Source organism: Kitasatospora sp. NPDC059827 (genome assembly GCF_042731675.1).
In the GTDB taxonomy this organism is placed as follows: Bacteria; Actinomycetota; Actinomycetes; order Streptomycetales; family Streptomycetaceae; genus Kitasatospora.
The window spans coordinates 1-17658 of record NZ_JBHWIV010000012.1 but is presented as its reverse complement, the minus strand read 5'-3'; the positions used below and the strand labels follow the sequence as shown (position 1 = coordinate 17658).

The window sequence follows — 17658 nt, the reverse complement described above, 5'->3', positions numbered from 1 at the left end:
ACGCCGTCAGGACGGGTGCGGTCGGGGGGAGGCGCTAATCTGTCCGCCGCACCTTTATCTGATCATGCGTTAAACGGGGGGTTCATTCATCATGTCCGCATCCAGGAGACTGCTCGTCGCCACTCTGGTCGCCACGGCCGCGTTCGGCCTCGCCGCCTGCGGCCCGGACGACCCGTCGACCCAGGGGGCCGGCGCCTCCACCACGACCGCCGCCCCGGCCACCGGCGGGGCGGCCTCGCCCACCGCGGCCCCGGCCACCGGGACGGGCAAGCCCGCCCCGGCCGGCAAGCCCACCGACGGCGGACCGGAGGGCTTCTGCACCCACGAGCCGCTGCCCGCCGGGCAGAAGTGGATCGAGCCGGTGAAGGGCACCAGCGCGACGGCGCTGGTCTACAAGGAGACCAAGGACGCCTGCGGCGTCAACGACGTCGCCCTCGAACCGACGGGTGCCGACAAGAGCGCGACCTTCGCCCCCGGCGCCAAGGGCCACCTCAAGTCGGTCGTGGCCGCCCCGAAGGACGTCGCCGTCGCCGAGCTGGTGAAGCACATCAACGAGTGCATCGCCACGCCCGGCAACCAGAAGGGCTCGTACCCCTGCAACAGCGGCACCTACAAGGTCGCCCTCGACGCCTCCGGCAAGGTCGTCGAGATGTGGGAGCGCCCCAGCTCCTGAGCCGACGCCGGACCCGGCGCCGGGCCGCCCACCTCAACGGTGGGCGCTCCGGCGCCCCGGGCGCGCCCCGGCTCCGCAACCCTTAGGGGAGATCGGTCCCGACGTCATACCGCAGCAGCAGACGGCCCCGGGAAGCCTCGTCATTCCAGCTCATGGCCCCTGCGGCGCGGGACCGTTACGTTGAGGGCGTGTCCACTGCTGTCATCAAGACCGAGGGCCTCACCAAGAGCTTCCCCCGGGTCACCGCGCTCGACCAGCTGACCGTCGAGGTCCAGCCCGGGGTCGTCGGGCTGGTCGGGGCCAACGGGGCGGGCAAGTCCACCCTGATCAAGATCCTGCTCGGGCTCGCCCCGGCGACGTCCGGCCGCGGCGAGGTGCTCGGCCTGGACATCGCCACCCGGGGCTCGGAGATCCGCGAACAGGTCGGCTACATGCCCGAACACGACTGCCTGCCACCGGACGTCTCGGCGACGGAGTTCGTGGTGCACATGGCGCGGATGGCGGGGCTGCCCGCGACCGCCGCGCGGGAGCGCACCGCAGACACGCTGCGGCACGTGGGCCTGTACGAGGAGCGGTACCGCCCGATGGGCGGCTACTCGACCGGCATGAAGCAGCGGGTGAAGCTGGCCCAGGCGCTGGTGCACGACCCGAAGCTGGTGCTGCTGGACGAGCCGACCAACGGCCTGGACCCGGCCGGCCGGGACGAGATGCTCGCCCTGATCCGCCGGGTGCACACCGACTTCGGCATCTCGGTGCTGGTCACCACCCACCTGCTCGGCGAGCTGGAGCGGACCTGCGACCACCTGGTGGTGATCGACGGCGGCAAGCTGCTGCGCTCCTCCTCCACGGCCTCCTTCACCGAGGCGACCGCCGTCCTCGCGGTGGAGGTCACCGACTTCCCGCAGGACACCGCCGCCGAGCCCGGCGCCACCGTCCGGGAGCGCCTCGCCGCCACCGGGCTGGACGTCCGGGCGGAGGGCTCGCACCTGCTGCTGGTCCGGCTGGACGGCGAGGACACCTACGACACCATCCGCGACACGGTCGCCGAACTCGGCCTCGGCCTGGTCCGGTTGGAGCAGCGCCGGCACCGGGTCGCGGAACTCTTCACCGACCACGAGGAAGCCGACGCCATGGCGTACGACGCGCACCACGGCGACGACCAGAGCAGCAGGGGAGGGACGGACGATGCCGCAGCCTCCTGACACCAGGCCCGCCGACACCGGTGTCATCCACGACATCGGCTACCGCGGCTACACCGGTCCGCGCCTCGGCCGCGCCTACGCCACCCGCTCGCTCTTCACCCAGAGCCTGCGCGCCGCCTACGGCCTGGGCCGCTCCGGCAAGTCCAAGGTGCTGCCGATGCTGCTGCTGGGCGTGGTCACCGTCCCGGCGATGATCTTCGTCGCGGGCGCGGTCTACCTCAAGCGGGACGAACTCCCGGTCGAGTACGCCGGCTACCTCTCCAGCCTCGGCCTGGTGGTGTCGATCTTCCTCGCCGCCCAGGCGCCGGTGCTGCTCTCCCGGGACCTCCGCTACCACACCGTCCCGCTGTACTTCTCCCGTCCGATCACCCGCGCCGACTACGTCCGGGCCAAGTTCGGCGCCATGGCCTGCGCCCAGTTCCTGCTGATGGCAGCCCCGTTGCTGGTGCTGTACGCGGGTGCGCTGCTCGCCGGGATGGACTTCGGGCACAACACCGGCCAGTTCCTCTACGGTCTGGTGGCGGCCGTGCTCTACGCCCTGGTGCCGACCTCGGTGGCCCTGGTGATCGCCGCGAGCACCCCGCGCCGGGGTTTCGGGGTGGCCGCCATCATGGGCTACCTGGTGGTGAGTTCGACCCTCGCCGCGGTCGTGGTCGGCATCAGCAGCCCCGGCCCGGGCGGCTCGGACGCGGCCCAGTGGACGTCGCTGATCTCGCCGAACGGCCTGGTGGAGGCGCTGGTCAACCAGGTGTTCGACCTCGGGTCCGGGATCGACCGCCGGCACGCCCCGGGGGCGCTCGGCACGCTGGTGTTCGCACTCGTCGCCGCGGCGATGGTGGCGGGCTCCTACCGCCTCCTGCTGCGCCGCTACGAGAAGGTCTGAGAGGGCGGCATGGCCACCATCACCATCGACAAGGTCTCCCGCTGGTTCGGGAACGTGGTCGCGGTCAACGACATCTCCATGTCGATCGGCCCCGGCATCACCGGGCTGCTCGGGCCGAACGGCGCGGGCAAGTCCACCCTCATCCACATGATGAGCGGCTTCCTCGCCCCCTCCAGCGGCGCGGTCACCCTGGACGGCGCGCAGATCTGGCGCAACCAGCAGGTGTACCGGCAGATCGGCCTGGTGCCCGAGCGGGAGTCGATGTACGACTACCTGACCGGCTGGGAGTTCGTGCTCGCCAACGCCGAACTGCACGGCCTGCCCCAGCCCGGCGCCGCCGCCCGGCGCGCCCTCGACCTGGTCGAGATGGCGCCCGCCAAGGACCGCCGCACCGGGACGTACTCCAAGGGCATGAAGCAGCGGGTCAAGATGGCCTCGGCGCTGGTCCACGACCCGGCCGTGCTGCTGCTGGACGAGCCCTTCAACGGCATGGACCCGCGCCAGCGGCTCCAGCTGATGGAGCTGCTGCGCCGCTTCGGCGCGGACGGCCGGACGGTGCTGTTCTCCTCCCACATCCTGGAGGAGGTCGAGCAACTGGCCCGGCACATCGAGGTGGTGGTGGCCGGACGGCACGCCGCCTCGGGCGACTTCCGGCGGATCCGGCGGCTGATGACCGACCGGCCGCACCGCTACCTGGTCCGCTCCAGCGACGACCGCCGGCTCGCCGCCGCCCTGATCGCCGACGGCTCGACCACCGGCATCGAGGTGGACGAGCGGGAACGGGCACTGCGGATCGAGGCGGTGAACTTCCAGGGCTTCACCACCCTGCTGCCCAGGGTCGCCCGGGAGGCCGGCATCCGGCTGTACACCGTGTCCCCGGCGGACGAGTCGCTGGAGAGCGTCTTCTCCTACCTGGTCTCGGCATGACCCCCGGCCCCACCCGCGCCACCCACCGGACCCAGGAAGGGGTCGACCGACCATGAACCCGACCGTCGCCAGGCTGACCCTGCGCGGCCTGCTCGGCCGCCGCCGCGGCGCGCTGCTGCTGGTGGCCCCGGCCCTGCTGCTGATCGTCGCGGCGATCGCCGCCGGGTCGAGCGGCGACGCCCACAGCCTGACCGTCAAGATCCTCGGCCAGCTGGACCTCGGCACCCTGCTGCCGATCCTCGGCCTGGTGATCGGCACCGGGGTGATCGCCACCGAGATCGACGACGGCTCGATCGTCTACCTGCTGGCCAAGCCGCTGCCGCGCTGGCAGATCATCACCACCAAGCTGGCCGTCGCGATCGGCACCACCTGGGTGTTCGCCGCCGTCCCGACGCTGCTCGCCGGGCTGCTGCTGTACGGGACGAAGGACGGCGTGGCGCTCGGTTACACCGTCGCGGTGCTGGTCGCCGGGGCCGTGTACAGCGCGCTGTTCCTGCTGCTCGGCGTGGTCACCCGGCACGCGGTGGTGGCCGGGCTGGCGTACGCGCTGATCTGGGAGTCGCTGATCGGCAACTTCGTCGAGGGCGCCCGCACGCTGAGCGTCCAGCAGTGGGGCCGGGCGGTCGCCGAGGCGGTCGCGGGGGACAACGCGATCGGCGCCGACGTGTCGCTCGGGGCGGCCGTCCCGCTGCTGCTGGTGGTCGCCGTCGGGGCGACCGTGCTGGCCTCGGTGAAGCTGGCCGGGCTGACCCTGGCCGCCGAGGAGTAGGCCGCGCCTCGCGCGACCGGGCCCGGACTCCGTGGGAGTCCGGGCCCGGTCGGTGTTGCGGGGGAGTCCTACAGCGTCCGGTTCCGTCCGGCGCCGAGGCCGGCCGCGCCGACCACCAGGACCAGCACCAGCATCAGCACCAGGGTGGCGTCCCAGCCGCCGGTGAGCTGGTGCAGCGCCCCGGCGCCGACCGGGCCGGCCGCCGCGACCAGGTAGCCGATCGCCTGGGACATGCCGCCCAGCTGGGCGGCGCCGGCCGCGGTGCCGGTGCGCAGCACGATGAACGCCAGGCCGAGGCCGAGCGAGCCGCCCTGGGCCAGGCCGAGGATGGTCGCCGACACCCAGGCGCCGGAGACCGGGGCGACCAGCAGCAGGGCGATGCCGAGCCCGTTCAGGACGGCCATGGTGACGGCGAGGGCGCGCTGGCTCGTCATCCGGCCGGCCATCAGCGGCACCAGGAAGGCGCCGGCCACCTGCACCAGGTTGGAGTAGGCGAAGACCAGGCTGGCCCGGCCGCGGTCCATGCCGTGGTCGGCCAGGATGGTCGGCATCCACGCGACCAGGGTGTAGACCAGCAGCGAGGAGATGCCCATGAACAGGCTGATCTGCCAGGCCAGCGGGGACTTCCAGATGCCCTCGATCGGCTTGCCGGCCCTGGCGGCCCCTCCGGGCCGGTCGTCCCGGGCGGGGACGGCCGCCCCGGCCTTCGCCTGCCGGGAGCGCAGCACCTGCGGCAGCCAGGCCACCGCGGCGATCAGCGCGAGCAGCGACCAGGCGCCGAGCGAGGCCCGCCAGCCGCCGCCGAGCGCGTGCTCCAGCGGGACGGAGGTGCCGGCCGCGAGGGTGGCGCCGACCAGCATGGTGGTCGAGTAGACGCCGGTCATGGTGGCCGCGCGGTCCGGGAACTCCCGCTTGACCAGGCCCGGCATCGACACGTTCAGCACGGCGATGGCCACGCCGATCACCACGCAGCCCGCGTACAGCGCGAACACCGAGGGCAGCACCCGCAGCAGCACGCCGGCGCCGAGCACCAGCACCGCGCCGAGCACCACCCGTTCGGTGCCGAACCGGCGGGTCAGCCGGGGGGTGAGCGGGGCGCCGACGCCCTGGAACAGCACCGGGATGGTGGTGATCAGCCCGCCCGCGGTGGCGGACAGCCCGAAGGTGCGCTGGATCTCGCCGACCATCGGGGAGATCGCGGCCAGACAGGCGCGCATGTTCAGGGCGACCAGCAGGATGCCGGTCAGCAGCAGCGCGGGGTGGGCCAGCCGGCTGCGGACGGGGAGCGGGGCGGCAGTGGTGACAACCGGCTGCGGGGCGCGGGTGACGGCCATGGGTGTGCTGTTCTTTCCGGGGCTCGGGGGTGGCGCGGGCACGGCGGGAGGAGGCCTCCACCGGCCGCGGGCAGGACGGGCGGGCAGGACGGGCGGTGGGCAGGCAGCGGGGCTGCGTGCGGAAGCGGGGAGCAGGCAGCGGGGCTGCGTGCGGAAGCGGGGCTTGCGCCGTCCTACTTCCGGGCCGCGATGGCCGCGAGGAGCTGCTCGACGGCCGCGGTGGGCTCGGCGAGCAGCGCCCGACACGCCGTCTCGGCGCGGTCCGGGTCGCCGCTCTCGATGGCGTCCACCAGCGCCTCGTGGGTGGCCACGACGGCCTCGGGCATCTCGTGGTCGCCGAAGGCGGAGGTCATCGCCTCGCGCACGGAGGCGCCGAAGTAGCGGTACACCTCGGCCAGCGCCGGGTTGTGCGCGGCCTCGACGATGGCGGTGTGGAACTCCAGGTCGTGCTCGACGGTGGCCTGGCGGCCGGCCCGCTCGGAGTGCTGGGCGAAGACCTCGGCCTCACGGGCCAGCGCGGCCCGCATCCGCCGGACGTCCTCGGGGGTGTGCCGCAGCGCGGCCAGTCGGGCGGCCTCGGTCTCCAGCGCGGCGCGGACCTCCAGGACGTCCCGGATGCCCGAGCGCTGGACGCCGCGGAGCACCGCCGCCGGGTCGCTGGTGGACCGTACGAAGGTGCCCTCGCCCTGCCGGGAGACCAGCATCCCGGCGTGCACCAGCACCCGGAGGGCCTCCCGCACGGTGTTGCGTCCGACCTGCAGCTGCTCGGCCAGCTCGTGCTCGGTGGGGATCTGGGACCCCACCGGCCAGGCTCCGCCGGCCAGCTGCTCGCGCAGCCGGTCGATCGCGGTGTCCACCAGGGAACGCCGCCCGGCCGCCTGCAGGCCGTTTCCGTCGCCGCTCATGCCGGGCCTCCCTTCGCACACCGCTCATCGGTCGTCGGTCATCCTACAACCGCTTGCCCGGTCATCCTACAACTGGGGGTGAACCGTCCGTGAACGTGTCCCGGGGGGCGATCAGCGCGCCGGGTAGAGGCGCTCCAGGACGACCGCGACGCCGTCCTCGTCGTTGCCCGCGGTGACCTCGTCGGCGACGGCGAGCAGTTCCTCGTGGGCGTTGGCCATGGCCACGCCGTGCGCCGCCCAGCCGAACATCGGCACGTCGTTGGGCATGTCGCCGAAGGCGATGGTGTCGGCGGCGCGCACGCCCAGGCGGCGGGCGGCGACGGCCAGGCCGGTGGCCTTGGACAGGCCCAGCGGCAGCAGTTCGACCACGCCGGGGCCGGCCATCACCACGCCGACCAGGTCGCCGGCGGCGCGCCGGGCGGCCTCGGCGAGGCCGTCGTCGGTCAGCCCGGGGTGCTGGACGTAGAGCTTGCTGAGCGGGGAGGCGAAGAGTTCGCCGCGCTCGGCCCGGACGACCGGGAGGTCGGAGCCGATCAGCAGCTCGTAGCCGGGGCCGGCCAGCACCTGGCCGTCCAGGCCGTCCTGGTTGGCGGCGACGGCCAGCGGGCCGGTCTCGGCCTCGATCTTCTCGATCGCGACCGCGGCGAGCCGGCGGTCCAGGGTGAGCGAGGTGAGCAGCTTGTGGGCGCCGGCGTCGTAGACCTGGGCGCCCTGGCCGCAGACCGCTATCCCGGTGTAGCCGATCTCGTCGAAGACCGGACGGGCCCAGACGGCCGAGCGGCCGGTCACCACGATGTGCAGAGCGCCCGCGCCGGTGGCCGCGGCCAGCGCGGCGCGGGTGCGCTCGGAGACGGTTTCCGCGCTGGTGAGCAGGGTGCCGTCGAGGTCGGTGGCGACCAGCCGGTAGGGCAGGTCGCCACCGATCAGGTGGGTGGAGGAGGTCACTTGACCGGCTCGAGGACGGTCCGCCCGCCGAGGTACGGACGCAGCGCCTCGGGCACGACGACCGAGCCGTCGGCCTGCTGGTGGTTCTCCAGGATCGCGACGATGGTGCGCGGCACGGCGACCAGGGTGCCGTTCAGGGTGGCGAGCGGGCGGGTCTTGCCGTCCTCGCGCATCCGGATCGACAGCCGGCGGGCCTGGTACTCGGTGGTGTTGGAGGTCGAGGTGACCTCGCGATACTTGCCCTGGGTCGGGATCCAGGCCTCGATGTCGAACTTGCGCACGGCCGAGGAGCCGAGGTCACCGGAGGCGACGTCGATCACCCGGTACGGCAGCTCCAGCGCGTTGAGGAAGTCCTTCTCCCACTGGAGCAGGCGGCGGTGCTCGTTCTCCGCGTCCTCGGGCGTGGTGAAGACGAACATCTCCACCTTCTCGAACTGGTGGACCCGGATGATGCCGCGGGTGTCCTTGCCGTAGGTGCCGGCCTCGCGGCGGAAGCAGGACGAGTAGCCGGCGTAGCGCAGCGGCAGCTTGTCGGCCTCGATGATCTCGTCCATGTGGTACGCCGCCAGCGGGACCTCGCTGGTGCCGACCAGGTACTTGTCCTCCTCGGGGAGGTGGTACACGTTCTCGGCGGCCTGGCCGAGGAAGCCGGTGCCGTCCATGGCGGCCGGGCGGACCAGGGCCGGGGTGATCATCGGGATGAAGCCGGCCGCGGTGGCCTGGGCGATCGCCATGTTGACCAGGGCGAGCTCCAGCAGCGCGCCGGGACCGGTCAGGTAGTAGGAGCGGGCACCGGCGACCTTGGCGCCGCGCTCGGTGTCGATCGCGCCCAGCAGCTGGCCCAGCTCGACGTGGTCGCGGGGCTCGAAGCCCTCGGCGGCGAAGTCGCGCGGGGTGCCGATCTCCTCCAGGGTGACGAAGTCCTCCTCGCCGCCGACCGGGGCGGCCGGGTCGATGAGGTTCGCCAGGGAGCGGAGCAGGCGGTCCGCCTCCTCCTTGGCCGCGCCCTGCTCGGCGTCCGCGGCCTTGACCTCGGCGGCCAGCTCCTTGGTGCGCTGCAGCAGGGCGGTCTTCTCGTCGCCCTTGGCCTGGGCGACCTGCTTGCCGAGCACCCGCTGCTCGTTGCGCAGTTCGTCGAAGCGGCTGCCCGAGGACCGGCGCCGTTCGTCGGCGGAGAGGAGGGCGTCGACGATGTCGACGTCCTCGCCACGGACGCGCTGCGAGGCGCGCACTCGGTCAGGGTCCTCACGAAGCAGGCGAAGGTCAATCACAGGCCCAAGCGTACCGGGCGGCCGTTCCTCCACCGGTACGGGTTTTCCCCTGGGGATAACCCACCGGTTCCTGTGGATAACTCCGGTGGAGAACCGTCCGCCCCCAGGCCGGGGGCGGGTTATCCACAGGCCCGACCCCGGGCCTGTGGATGAGGGAGGGGGATCGGGATCCGCTGATCGAAACCGGGGAATTGAGGTTTCAAACCTCGATGAACCTTCTCGGGTGAGGGAATTGAAGCACTCGCACGGGTGATTTGCAGGCAAGCGGGTGACTCTGGTCCGATAAGTCATCTCTGCGACGCAAACCGATGGTCCGACCAGTTCTGGGCAATGGCTATACCGGTTTGTCGACTCATCCCCAGGCCTGTGGATAACTTCCGGCTGTGGACAGCGGGGACGCCTGTGGACAGTGGCCCCCGGAGCGCGGTGTTCCTGTGGATGACGGTACGGTCACCCGCCGCGTTCGGTCGGGCCGGTCGATAACGGTCGGAAAAGGTCGGAAAGACACGAGATGGCGCTCAGCCGTCGGGCCGGCTCCGGCTCGGGACCACTCGGAATCACCGGGGATCACCCGGGAATCAGATGTCCCCGCGCCCGTCGAGTGCCCGGGAGAGCCAGTCCGCCGCCGCGGTGAAATCCTCGTCCGACGTGCCCGGCCGCCGGTGCTTGGACACCTGCCGGTCCGCGCGCGGATAGGAGCCGAGGAACCGGACCTGCGGGCTGATCCGCTTGAGCCCCATCATCGCCTCGGCCACCCGCCGCTCCGACAGGTGCCCCTCGCAGTCGATCAGGAAGCAGTAGCTGCCCAGCCCCTCACCGGTCGGCCGGGACTCGATCCGCATCAGGTTCACCCCGCGCACCGCGAACTCCTGCAGCAGCTCCAGCAGCGCACCCGGGTGGTCGTCCGGCAGCCAGACCACCATCGAGGTCTTGTCCGCCCCGGTCGGCGAGGAGACCCGCCCCGGACGGCCGACCAGCACGAACCGGGTGGTCGCGCTCTGGGCGTCCGCGATCTCCTTGACCAGCGGGTCCAGCCCGTAGATCGGCGCCGCGAACTCGCCCGCGAACGCCCCGTCGTACCGGCCCTCGGCGACCAGCCGGGCGCCGTCCGCGTTGGAGGCGGCCGACTCCCAGACCGCGTCCGGCAGGTTGGCCGCCAGCCACTTGCGCACCTGCGGCTGGGCCACCGGGTGGCTGGTCACCGTCTTGACCCCGGACAGCTCGGTGCCCGGCCGTACCAGCAGCGCGAAGGTGATCGGCAGCAGCACCTCGCGGTAGATCATCAGCGGTGCGCCGGCGGCCAGTTCGTCGTTGGTCGCGGTGACCGCGCCCTCCACCGAGTTCTCGATCGGCACGAACGCCCCGGCGGCCTCCCCGACGCGCACCGCCTCCAGCGCCAGCGCCACCGAGGACCGCGGCACCAGCTCCCGGGTCGCCGCCTCGGGCAGGGTGTGCAGCGCCGCCTCGGTGAAGGTGCCGGCCGGGCCGAGGTAGGTGTAGCGGGTGGCCGACATGACGCCTCCGTTGCCAGGGGGGTGGTGCCCGAGCCGGGTGCTGCCCGAGCGGGGTGGTGCCGAAGCAGTCACCATAACGAGTCCGCGGCCCCGGCATGACCGCGTTCCGGTGGCCGGGACCGCTCCTCGCGTGCGGGCGCTACCCGTCCAGGAGTTGCTGCCCCAGGTAGCCCCCGGCCGGCACCCCCGGGGGGACGGCGTACAGCCCGCTCGCCTCGTGCCGGAGGAAGCGGGACAGCCCGTCGCCCCGGGAGAGCTTGCGCTGCACCGGGGTGAAGCCCCTGCGCGGGTCGGCCTGGAAGGCGAGGAAGAGCAGGCCGGCGTCCGGCGAGCCGTCCGGCAGTGCCCCGTCGTGGTACGAGAAACCGCGCCGCAGCATCGCCGCCCCGCCGTTGCCCGCCGGGGCGGCGACCCGGACGTGGGCGTCGGCGGGGACGGCGAGAGCGCCGTCCGGGCCCTGGGCGGCGAGGTCCACCGGGGTGCCCTCGCCCGAGCCGGCCGGCGCGCTCAGCGGCGAACCGTCCGACTTGCGCCGGCCGATCACCCGTTCCTGGCGGTCCACCGGCAGCTCCTCCCAGTGGTCCAGCAGCATCCGGATCCGCCGGAACACCAGGTACGAGCCCCCGGCCAGCCAGGCCGGCTGGTCCCCGCCCGGGGCGCAGAACACCTTGGCGGCGAAGCCGTCCTCGCCGGGCCTGGGGTTGTTGGTGCCGTCGATCTGGCCCATCAGGTTGCGCCCGGTCACCGGGCGGGCGGCGGCGCCGGGGGTGCGGGCGAAGCCGGCCGACTGCCAGCGCAGGGCGGCCGTGCCGGCCGCCAGCTTCTGCAGGGTCCGCAGGGCGTGCAGCGTCACCAGCGCGTCGTCGGCGCCGATCTGGACGAACAGGTCGCCGTCGCCGCGCGCCGGGTCCAACGCGTCGCCGGTGAAGGCGGGCAGCGGTTCGAGGGCGGCCGGGCGGCGGTCGGCCAGCCCGGCCTTGTCGAACAGCGCGGCGCCGAAGCCGAGCGTGACGGTGAGCGAGCAGGGCCCGGCGTCCAGGGCGACCTGGTTGTCGAACTCCGCGGCCGGCTCCCCGGCGGTCAGCCGCTCGACCGCCCCGGTCCAGCGCCGCAACAGGGCGCGCAGCCCGTCCCGGCCGGCCCCGTCGACCAGGTCGAAGGCGGCCAACTGGACGCGGGCCTGGGCGGGTTCGAGGATGCCGGCCTGGTGCTCGGCGCGGAACGGCACCCGGCCCGCGCCGAGCCCGCCGGCCCCGCCGCCGGACGCCCCCGCCCCGGCGCCCGGCCGGTCGTCGTAGGCGACCGCCCCGGCCGCGCCCGCCCCGGCGCCGACCAGCAGTCCGGCGCCGGCCGTGCCGAGCAGGGCCCGCCGGGTGAAGCCCGCCGGGCCCGTCGTCTCGTCGTGCTCCACCGCGCTCATCCGATCTTGAACTGCTGGGTGGGGGTGGTCTGGTCGATGTCCGAGGAGCGGATCTGCACCGAGACCACCCAGGTGCCGGCCAGCGGGAGCTGGGTGGTGCCGCTCCAGCGGCCGGTGCCCTCCGCGGTGAGCGCGACCGGCAGCGGGCCGAGGTCGCGGTCCGGCAGGGTGAAGGCCAGCTGCACCTCGGGGACGTCCACCGGCTTGCCGTCGGCGCCGTCCAGCGCGAGCTTGACCTCGTTCGGGCCGGTCCGGGCCGGGTTGAGGGTGACGGTCGCGGTGCCCTTGGCGTTCGGCGTCCGGCCCTTGGTGTCGTACGGCAGCTTGAGCTCCACCGTGCGGCCGGGCTCGGTCTGCGGGGCGGCCGCCGATGCGCCCGCCGCCGGGGCGGCGTTGCCGGCCGCCTTGACCTCGCCCGCGACCCGCCCGGGCGGGGAGTTGGTGAGCATCGTGGTGACCACCAGCACCGCCACCGCGACCAGCGCCTCCACCAGCACCGAGCGGCGCAGCCCGGCCCGGGTCGGGGTCAGCCCGCGCTCGCGGCCGGCGGTGCGCGCGGCGGCCCGCTGCCGTTCCAACTGGGCCCGCCGGACCGGGTCCTCGCCGTGCGCGACGGCGCCGACCGGCTCGGGCACCTCGGCCCGTTCGACCTCCGCCGCCTCGGCCGGGGCCGAGCGCAGCCGGGCCAGCCAGCTGCGGGAGATCCAGGCGACGCCCAGCATCACGACCACGCAGCCGGTCTTCACCAGCAGCAGCTTCCCGTACTCGGTGCCGGTCAGCGCGCTCCAACTGCCCAGGCCCCGCCAGGACTGGTAGACCCCGGTGACGGCCAGCACGGCCACCGAGCCGAAGGCGATCCGGGAGAAGCGGTCCACCACCTCGGCGCCGACGCCCTCGCGCAGCGCGACCAGCAGCGAGGCCAGCCCGCCCAGCCAGAGCGCCATCGCGATCAGGTGCAGGATGCCGAACGGCAGGGCCAGCCAGACCTGGATGCCCACCGAGGCGTGGTCGGCGCCGACCCAGGTCGCGGAGAGCGCCACCGCGAGCACCAGTCCGGCCACGCCCAGGCCGATCCGGGCCTCGCGCTGCGGCCGTGCGGCGGCCCGCTGCTCCAGCTCGTGCAGCTCGGCGGCCTCGGTGTCGTCGTCGTGCGGTTCCGCGTCCGCGTCCGCGTCCGCGTCCGAGGCTGAGCCCGAGCCCGAGCCCGAGGCCGAGCCCGGGCCCGAGGCTGAGCCCGAGCCCGGGCCCGCGGGCGCGACCGGCTTGGGCGGCTGCCCCAACTGCCCGACCAGCAGCGACAGGAAGATCCCGGCCGCGGCGAGCAGCAGCAGCCGGGCCGCCAGGGCGGTGCCGATCCGCTCGTCCAGGGTGGCGCGCACCAGCGACAGGTCGAGGGCCTGGCCGACCCCGGAGCCGCGCTCGTACGGGCCGCGCAGCATCAGCACCGCGACGGTCGAGGCCAGCAGCGCCGTCCAGCCGGTCATCAGCAGCCGCTGCACCGGGCGCCGGGCGGCGCCGGCCGGCCAGCAGACCAGCACGAAGGCGGCGACCCCGGCGAGCAGCGCGAAGGCGGCGTACGCGACGGTGCGGCCCGTGCCGTACAGGGCGGCGACCAGGCCGTCGGCCTTGGCGCCCTGCAGCGCGGTGGTGGACACCGAGGTGTCCGAGGGTGCGCCGATGGAGAAGGTGAACGCCCCGCCGACCGGGTGGGAGTCCTCCGAGACGGCCCGCCAGGCGACGGTGTACGTGCCGTTGGCGAGGCCGCTGCTGAGGCCGACCCGGGCGGTGTTGCCCTTGCCGTCGGCGTGCGCCGGGTTGCCGGTGTCCACGGCCTTTCCGGCCGGGTCGAGCACCCGGACGGAGTCGCTCGACAGCGACACCGCCTCGCTGAAGGTCAGGGTCACCGCCGGCGGGGCGGTGGCGACCACCGAGTTCTGCGACGGGGCGGTGGAGTCCAGGGTGGCGTGCGCGGACGCCGGGGCGGCCCCGGCGAGCATCAGCGCGAGCAGCGTGCCGAGCGTTCCCAGCGCCGCGGCGATGCGCAGCGGGACGCTCCGGCGGCGCGCGGCCGGGGGCCGTGACGCGCTGCGGGGGTGGGCGGCCTTCTCCATGCTGGCGGGTCCCCTAACTCTGGCCGGGGCGGTAGGTGAGCTCCTTGACCGGCACCTTGACGGAGATGGTGCCGGACTTGGCGAAGGTCAGGTCGAGCTCCAGCTCGTCACCCAGGGCGGGGGCCTTCTGCCAGTCCATGATCATCAGGTGGGTGCCGCCGCGGGCGAGCTGCAGCGCGCCGTGCGCGGGCACGTCCAGGCTGTTCACCTGCTCCATGGTCGAGGCGGTCGAGCGGTGCATGGTGACCGACCCGGCGGCGGGGCTGGTCACCTTGAGCAGCTGGTCCGGCCCGCCGTCGTTGCGGACGGTCAGGTAGCCGGCGCCCATCCCGCCCGCCGGGGGCAGCGGGATGTAGGAGTCGGCCACGCTCAGCTTCGCCGGACCGGCGTCCGACGGGCCGCCGTCCGGGCCGCCCGTCCCGCAGGCGGCGAGTATCGCGCCGCCGCCGAGGACCGTCGCCAGCACCGCCCCGGCCAGGGCCGAGCGGCGGAACCGTCGGTTCGCCGCCATCACGCCGCGACCCCCTTGGCGAGCAGCGGCAGGTCGTGCTCGTAGGTCTTCTCCTCCGTGCCGCTCATGTAGAGCACGTGCGCCTTGTCGTCCGAGGGGAGGAAGGCCAGCACCTGCGCGCCGTGGGTGGAGGTGACGGTGCCGTCCGCGTTGACCACCGGGTCCTCGATCATGATGCCGAGCGACTTGGCGGCGGTCTTCACCTTCGCCAGGTCGCCGGTGAGGCCTATGAAGTCGGTGCCCATCGAGTCCAGCCAGGTGCGCAGCACCTTGGGGGTGTCGCGCTGCGGGTCGGTGGAGACGAAGACGACGTCGACCTTCTTCCGGGCCTCCGCCGGGAGGGCCTTCATCGCGACCCCGATGTCGCCCATGGTGGTCGGGCAGACGTCCGGGCAGCTGGTGTAGCCGAAGAACAGCAGGGTGGCCTTGCCGTTGGTCTGCTGCCGCAGGTCGTACGGCCGGCCGGAGGTGTCGGTCAGCTGGAGGTCCGGCTTCTCGAAGTTCCTGGCCAGCTTGGTGCCCTGGTACGGGGTGTCCTCCTTCTGCTGGGTCACCTTGGCGGCGGTCGAACCGCCGCCGCCGGAGGAGCCGCAGGCGGACAGGGTCAGCGCGGCGGCCAGGGCGAGGGCGGCGGCGCCGGCCAGTCGGGTGGAGCGGGCGGTGCGGGGCATGGTGGTTCCGATCGGACGCGGTGGGCCGCCGGCGGGGCCGTACCGGGAGGGGTACGGCCCCGCCGGCGAGGGGTCAGGAGGCGGAGCCGCTGTTCCTGCGGCGCAGGCCGAGCACGCCGACGGCGGTGCCGATCACGCCGACGACGATGCCGACCACGCCGAGGGTGCGGGCGGTGCCGTCGCTGGACTTGGCGTCGCCGGCGGAGGCGGCGTGGTCGGAGCTGTCGCCGTGGGCGCCGGCCGCCGGGGAGGCGGTGGAGGTGGCGGAGGCGCCGTGGTGGTCGTCACCGGCGGCCTTGGTGAGCTTGAGGGCCGGGGCCGGGTGGGCCGGCTCGGGCTGGCCGGCCGCGGCCTCGTCGATCCAGCGGACCACGTCGCCGTTGTCGTAGGTCTGCAGGGCCTTGAAGACCATGCTGTCGGCGTCGGTCGGCAGCGGGCCGAGCGAGACCCGGAACTCCTGGAACTGGCCGGGGGCGATCTTGGTGCCCGGGTCGGCGGTCCAGGTGATCTTGGAGACGGCCTCGTTGACGTCGCTGCCGTGCACCTTGATCGGCTTGTCGAGCTTGGCCTTCTCGACGGCGGCGGTCCAGCCCGGCAGCGGCAGGGTCCGGACCGAGGCCAGCGGGTGGTCCAGCGGCAGGTTGACCTCCAGCTTCACCGTGCTCGCCGTGTCGCTCTCGTTCGGCACCCGGAAGTCGACGGCCGTGTAGCCGCCCTGCGCGGCCGAACCCGGGTTCACGGTGACGTGCGCGAAGGCGGGGCCGGCCAGCGCCACCACCGAGGCGGCGGCGGTCAGGGCGACGGCGGCGAGACGGCGGGTGGGAAGGGAACGCATGATGGGGGTCTCCGATCGGAGCTCGGCACGTGACCGCCGCTCTCGGCGGCGGGCTGCACGCGCGGACGTGGGGGCAGGACCAGGGGCCGCCGTCGCCGTGGACGGACGGAACGGCCCGGACACCGCGCACCGCACCCGGTCGGCCGACACCCCTCCTCGGGGTGCGCGCGAACGCCGGATCAGTACGCGAAGGCCCCGCACGGCGGCCCGCGCCGCACCACGCTGTGCCGCAGCACCGCGCCCGCGGGCAGCCGGCTCCCGCCGCCCCCCGCACCGAACCGGCGGACCGGACCGGCCACGCCGAACAGACCGCGCAGCAACGCGGCCACCAGCACCAGCGCCGAGCGCAGCGGCTCCGCCCAGTGCTCCCGGGCCGCCGACGCCGCCACCCGCAGCAGCCGCCACAGCGCCGCCTCGCCGCGCCGCAGCCACCAGCCCGCCACCAGCGCGGCGACCAGGTGCCCGGCCAGCATCGACGGCGTCATCCCCAGCACGCCGCCCTGCTGCCACCAGGGCACAGCGGCGTACGCGTGCGGGTCCAGACCCGCCGAGGAGACCAGCTGCTCCGGCGAGGTGCCGGCGGGCAGGCCCACCAGGGTGCCCGGCCGGGCCTCGTTGCAGATCAGCCGGCCGGCCGCCTGCGGCACGCTCATCGGCACGCCGTCGTGCATCCCGTGGCCGCCCAGGCCGTGGAAGAGACAGTGCAGCCCCAGCTGACCCGCGCCCAGCGCACCGGAGATGGCCACCAGCGAACGCTCCCGCCCGCCGCACGCCACCGCGAGCACCAGCACCGCGGCGAAGCCCGTCGCCAGCGCGACCGGCGGCACGTTCCCGCCACCCGCCAGCGCGTGCCCGGCGGCCGCTATCAGCGTGCACACCAGCGCGAACGGGACCGCCCGGGCAAGCCGCAGGTCCCAGGCGGCCCCCACCGGCCGAGCCGGCTGCGCTCGCTCGAAGACAGGGGTGCCCTGGAACGGGGCGGCGGGGAGGGCAGTCATGGCCGGGCCATCATCTCATCGCGTACACCGCCGACACGGGCAGGGTGGGAAATCCCTACGAATGCCCCGTTCGGCCGCGGCGTGCACCCCACCGCATGCGCCCTTCGGCACAGACCCCGTCCCCAGTCCATCCGCCGAACGGGCGGTAGCCGCCCCCGGGCACGGTTCACCGCCGAATCGCCCGGAGATACCTAGTTGTATGTGGAGCCGCAGCCAGGAGGGACCTCCCGTGGACATCTGGTGGACTCTGCACCTCAAGCGCGACCCGGCCAGCGTTCCGCTGGCCCGGCGCATCCTGCTCGGTGCCATGGCGACCGCGGGCGTCGACCCCCAGATCGCCGACGACCTCGGCGTCGCCCTCACCGAGGCCTGCGCCAACGCCGTCGAACACGGCGCCACCGGCCGGCCCGACGACGGCTTCCAGGTCACCGCCGCCATCAACGGCGACCGGCTGCGGATCGAGGTCACCGACTCAGGCCCGGGCCTGCCCGCCCCCAGCGCTCCGCCCGCCCGCCGCCCGGCCGCCCCCGCCCCGGCCGGCCACGCGCCCCGCCGCCCCCGCCGCGGCCGCGCCACCGTCCCCGCCCGCGGCCACCCCCCCCCCCCCCCCCCCCCCCCCCGCCGCCCCCCCCCCCCCCCCCACCACCCCCCCCCCCCCCCCCCCCCCCCCCCCCCCCCCCGCGGGCCCC

Annotated in this window: 17 protein-coding genes; 6 read left to right on the top strand and 11 right to left on the bottom strand. The window is 74.2% G+C overall.

All coding sequences use genetic code 11. The annotated features are described in order from the left end of the window. The first annotated feature begins 91 nt into the window (after window positions 1–91). From ACFV8H_RS10235 to ACFV8H_RS10215, 5 genes are all read left to right on the top strand, one after another. Window positions 92–673, top strand: a complete 582-nt coding sequence (locus ACFV8H_RS10235; RefSeq protein WP_380398189.1) for a hypothetical protein — start codon at window positions 92–94, stop codon at window positions 671–673. A 188-nt stretch (window positions 674–861) separates the two neighbouring features. Continuing rightward, window positions 862–1875: an ABC transporter ATP-binding protein gene (locus tag ACFV8H_RS10230; RefSeq protein ID WP_380398187.1), complete on the top strand. Its 1014-nt coding sequence runs from the start codon at window positions 862–864 to the stop codon at window positions 1873–1875. Then, entirely contained in the window at window positions 1859–2758 is a 900-nt protein-coding gene (locus ACFV8H_RS10225; protein WP_380398185.1) for an ABC transporter permease, read from the top strand. The genes ACFV8H_RS10230 and ACFV8H_RS10225 overlap by 17 nt, the downstream gene beginning before the upstream one ends. A gap of 9 nt (window positions 2759–2767) precedes the next feature. Beyond that, complete coding sequence (locus tag ACFV8H_RS10220) at window positions 2768–3685, top strand: ABC transporter ATP-binding protein (RefSeq protein ID WP_375895278.1); 918 nt, start codon at window positions 2768–2770, stop codon at window positions 3683–3685. 52 nt (window positions 3686–3737) lie between these two features. Continuing rightward, window positions 3738–4454 (top strand): ABC transporter permease, encoded by a 717-nt coding sequence (locus ACFV8H_RS10215; protein ID WP_375895275.1) that lies wholly within the window; start codon window positions 3738–3740, stop codon window positions 4452–4454. A gap of 68 nt (window positions 4455–4522) precedes the next feature. Here the strand turns inward: ACFV8H_RS10215 and ACFV8H_RS10210 are convergent, their stop codons facing one another. The 11 genes from ACFV8H_RS10210 to ACFV8H_RS10160 form a co-directional block, all read right to left on the bottom strand. Next, on the bottom strand, window positions 4523–5788 hold the full coding sequence (locus ACFV8H_RS10210; protein WP_380398183.1) for a CynX/NimT family MFS transporter: 1266 nt from the start codon (window positions 5786–5788) through the stop codon (window positions 4523–4525). 173 nt (window positions 5789–5961) lie between these two features. After that, window positions 5962–6693: a FadR/GntR family transcriptional regulator gene (locus tag ACFV8H_RS10205; protein ID WP_380398182.1), complete on the bottom strand. Its 732-nt coding sequence runs from the start codon at window positions 6691–6693 to the stop codon at window positions 5962–5964. A gap of 111 nt (window positions 6694–6804) precedes the next feature. Next, window positions 6805–7638, bottom strand: coding sequence for an HAD family hydrolase (locus ACFV8H_RS10200; RefSeq protein ID WP_380398180.1), 834 nt, complete (start codon window positions 7636–7638; stop codon window positions 6805–6807). Further along, a complete protein-coding gene (gene serS, locus ACFV8H_RS10195) occupies window positions 7635–8909 on the bottom strand; it encodes a serine--tRNA ligase (protein ID WP_380398178.1) in 1275 nt (424 codons plus the stop codon). Before serS ends, ACFV8H_RS10200 begins: the two co-directional genes overlap by 4 nt. Before the next feature lie 578 nt (window positions 8910–9487). Continuing rightward, complete coding sequence (pheA, locus tag ACFV8H_RS10190) at window positions 9488–10423, bottom strand: prephenate dehydratase (RefSeq protein WP_380398176.1); 936 nt, start codon at window positions 10421–10423, stop codon at window positions 9488–9490. A 139-nt stretch (window positions 10424–10562) separates the two neighbouring features. After that, complete coding sequence (gene efeB, locus ACFV8H_RS10185) at window positions 10563–11843, bottom strand: iron uptake transporter deferrochelatase/peroxidase subunit (protein ID WP_380398174.1); 1281 nt, start codon at window positions 11841–11843, stop codon at window positions 10563–10565. Next, window positions 11840–13954 carry a FixH family protein gene (locus tag ACFV8H_RS10180; protein ID WP_380398172.1) on the bottom strand — a complete coding sequence of 705 codons (2115 nt, stop codon included), beginning with the start codon at window positions 13952–13954 and terminating at the stop codon, window positions 11840–11842. The genes efeB and ACFV8H_RS10180 overlap by 4 nt, the downstream gene beginning before the upstream one ends. Before the next feature lie 13 nt (window positions 13955–13967). After that, the gene (locus ACFV8H_RS10175; RefSeq protein ID WP_375895254.1) at window positions 13968–14465 is read right to left on the bottom strand and encodes a copper chaperone PCu(A)C; all 498 of its coding nucleotides are present in this window, start codon (window positions 14463–14465) and stop codon (window positions 13968–13970) included. Beyond that, complete coding sequence (locus ACFV8H_RS10170; RefSeq protein ID WP_380398170.1) at window positions 14465–15136, bottom strand: SCO family protein; 672 nt, start codon at window positions 15134–15136, stop codon at window positions 14465–14467. Before ACFV8H_RS10170 ends, ACFV8H_RS10175 begins: the two co-directional genes overlap by 1 nt. Before the next feature lie 73 nt (window positions 15137–15209). Continuing rightward, on the bottom strand, window positions 15210–15971 hold the full coding sequence (locus tag ACFV8H_RS10165) for a YcnI family protein (RefSeq protein WP_380398168.1): 762 nt from the start codon (window positions 15969–15971) through the stop codon (window positions 15210–15212). 179 nt (window positions 15972–16150) lie between these two features. Then, window positions 16151–16969, bottom strand: a complete 819-nt coding sequence (locus ACFV8H_RS10160; RefSeq protein WP_380398166.1) for a hypothetical protein — start codon at window positions 16967–16969, stop codon at window positions 16151–16153. Between the two features lie 229 nt (window positions 16970–17198). Here ACFV8H_RS10160 and ACFV8H_RS10155 point away from each other — a divergent pair. Next, the coding region (locus ACFV8H_RS10155; protein ID WP_380398164.1) for an ATP-binding protein at window positions 17199–17658 on the top strand (460 nt) is incomplete at its 3' end.

Bases quoted from the DNA above. Each gene is read 5' to 3' on its own strand.
- ACFV8H_RS10175 (WP_375895254.1), bottom strand. From the start codon at position 14,465: ATGGCGGCGAACCGACGGTTCCGCCGCTCGGCCCTGGCCGGGGCGGTG.
- ACFV8H_RS10160 (WP_380398166.1), bottom strand. From the start codon at position 16,969: ATGACTGCCCTCCCCGCCGCCCCGTTCCAGGGCACCCCTGTCTTCGAG.
- ACFV8H_RS10205 (WP_380398182.1), bottom strand. From the start codon at position 6,693: ATGAGCGGCGACGGAAACGGCCTGCAGGCGGCCGGGCGGCGTTCCCTG.
- ACFV8H_RS10210 (WP_380398183.1), bottom strand. From the start codon at position 5,788: ATGGCCGTCACCCGCGCCCCGCAGCCGGTTGTCACCACTGCCGCCCCG.
- pheA (WP_380398176.1), bottom strand. From the start codon at position 10,423: ATGTCGGCCACCCGCTACACCTACCTCGGCCCGGCCGGCACCTTCACC.
- ACFV8H_RS10180 (WP_380398172.1), bottom strand. From the start codon at position 13,954: ATGGAGAAGGCCGCCCACCCCCGCAGCGCGTCACGGCCCCCGGCCGCG.
- ACFV8H_RS10170 (WP_380398170.1), bottom strand. From the start codon at position 15,136: ATGCCCCGCACCGCCCGCTCCACCCGACTGGCCGGCGCCGCCGCCCTC.
- ACFV8H_RS10165 (WP_380398168.1), bottom strand. From the start codon at position 15,971: ATGCGTTCCCTTCCCACCCGCCGTCTCGCCGCCGTCGCCCTGACCGCC.
- ACFV8H_RS10220 (WP_375895278.1), top strand. From the start codon at position 2,768: ATGGCCACCATCACCATCGACAAGGTCTCCCGCTGGTTCGGGAACGTG.
- ACFV8H_RS10225 (WP_380398185.1), top strand. From the start codon at position 1,859: ATGCCGCAGCCTCCTGACACCAGGCCCGCCGACACCGGTGTCATCCAC.
- efeB (WP_380398174.1), bottom strand. From the start codon at position 11,843: ATGAGCGCGGTGGAGCACGACGAGACGACGGGCCCGGCGGGCTTCACC.
- ACFV8H_RS10215 (WP_375895275.1), top strand. From the start codon at position 3,738: ATGAACCCGACCGTCGCCAGGCTGACCCTGCGCGGCCTGCTCGGCCGC.
- ACFV8H_RS10235 (WP_380398189.1), top strand. From the start codon at position 92: ATGTCCGCATCCAGGAGACTGCTCGTCGCCACTCTGGTCGCCACGGCC.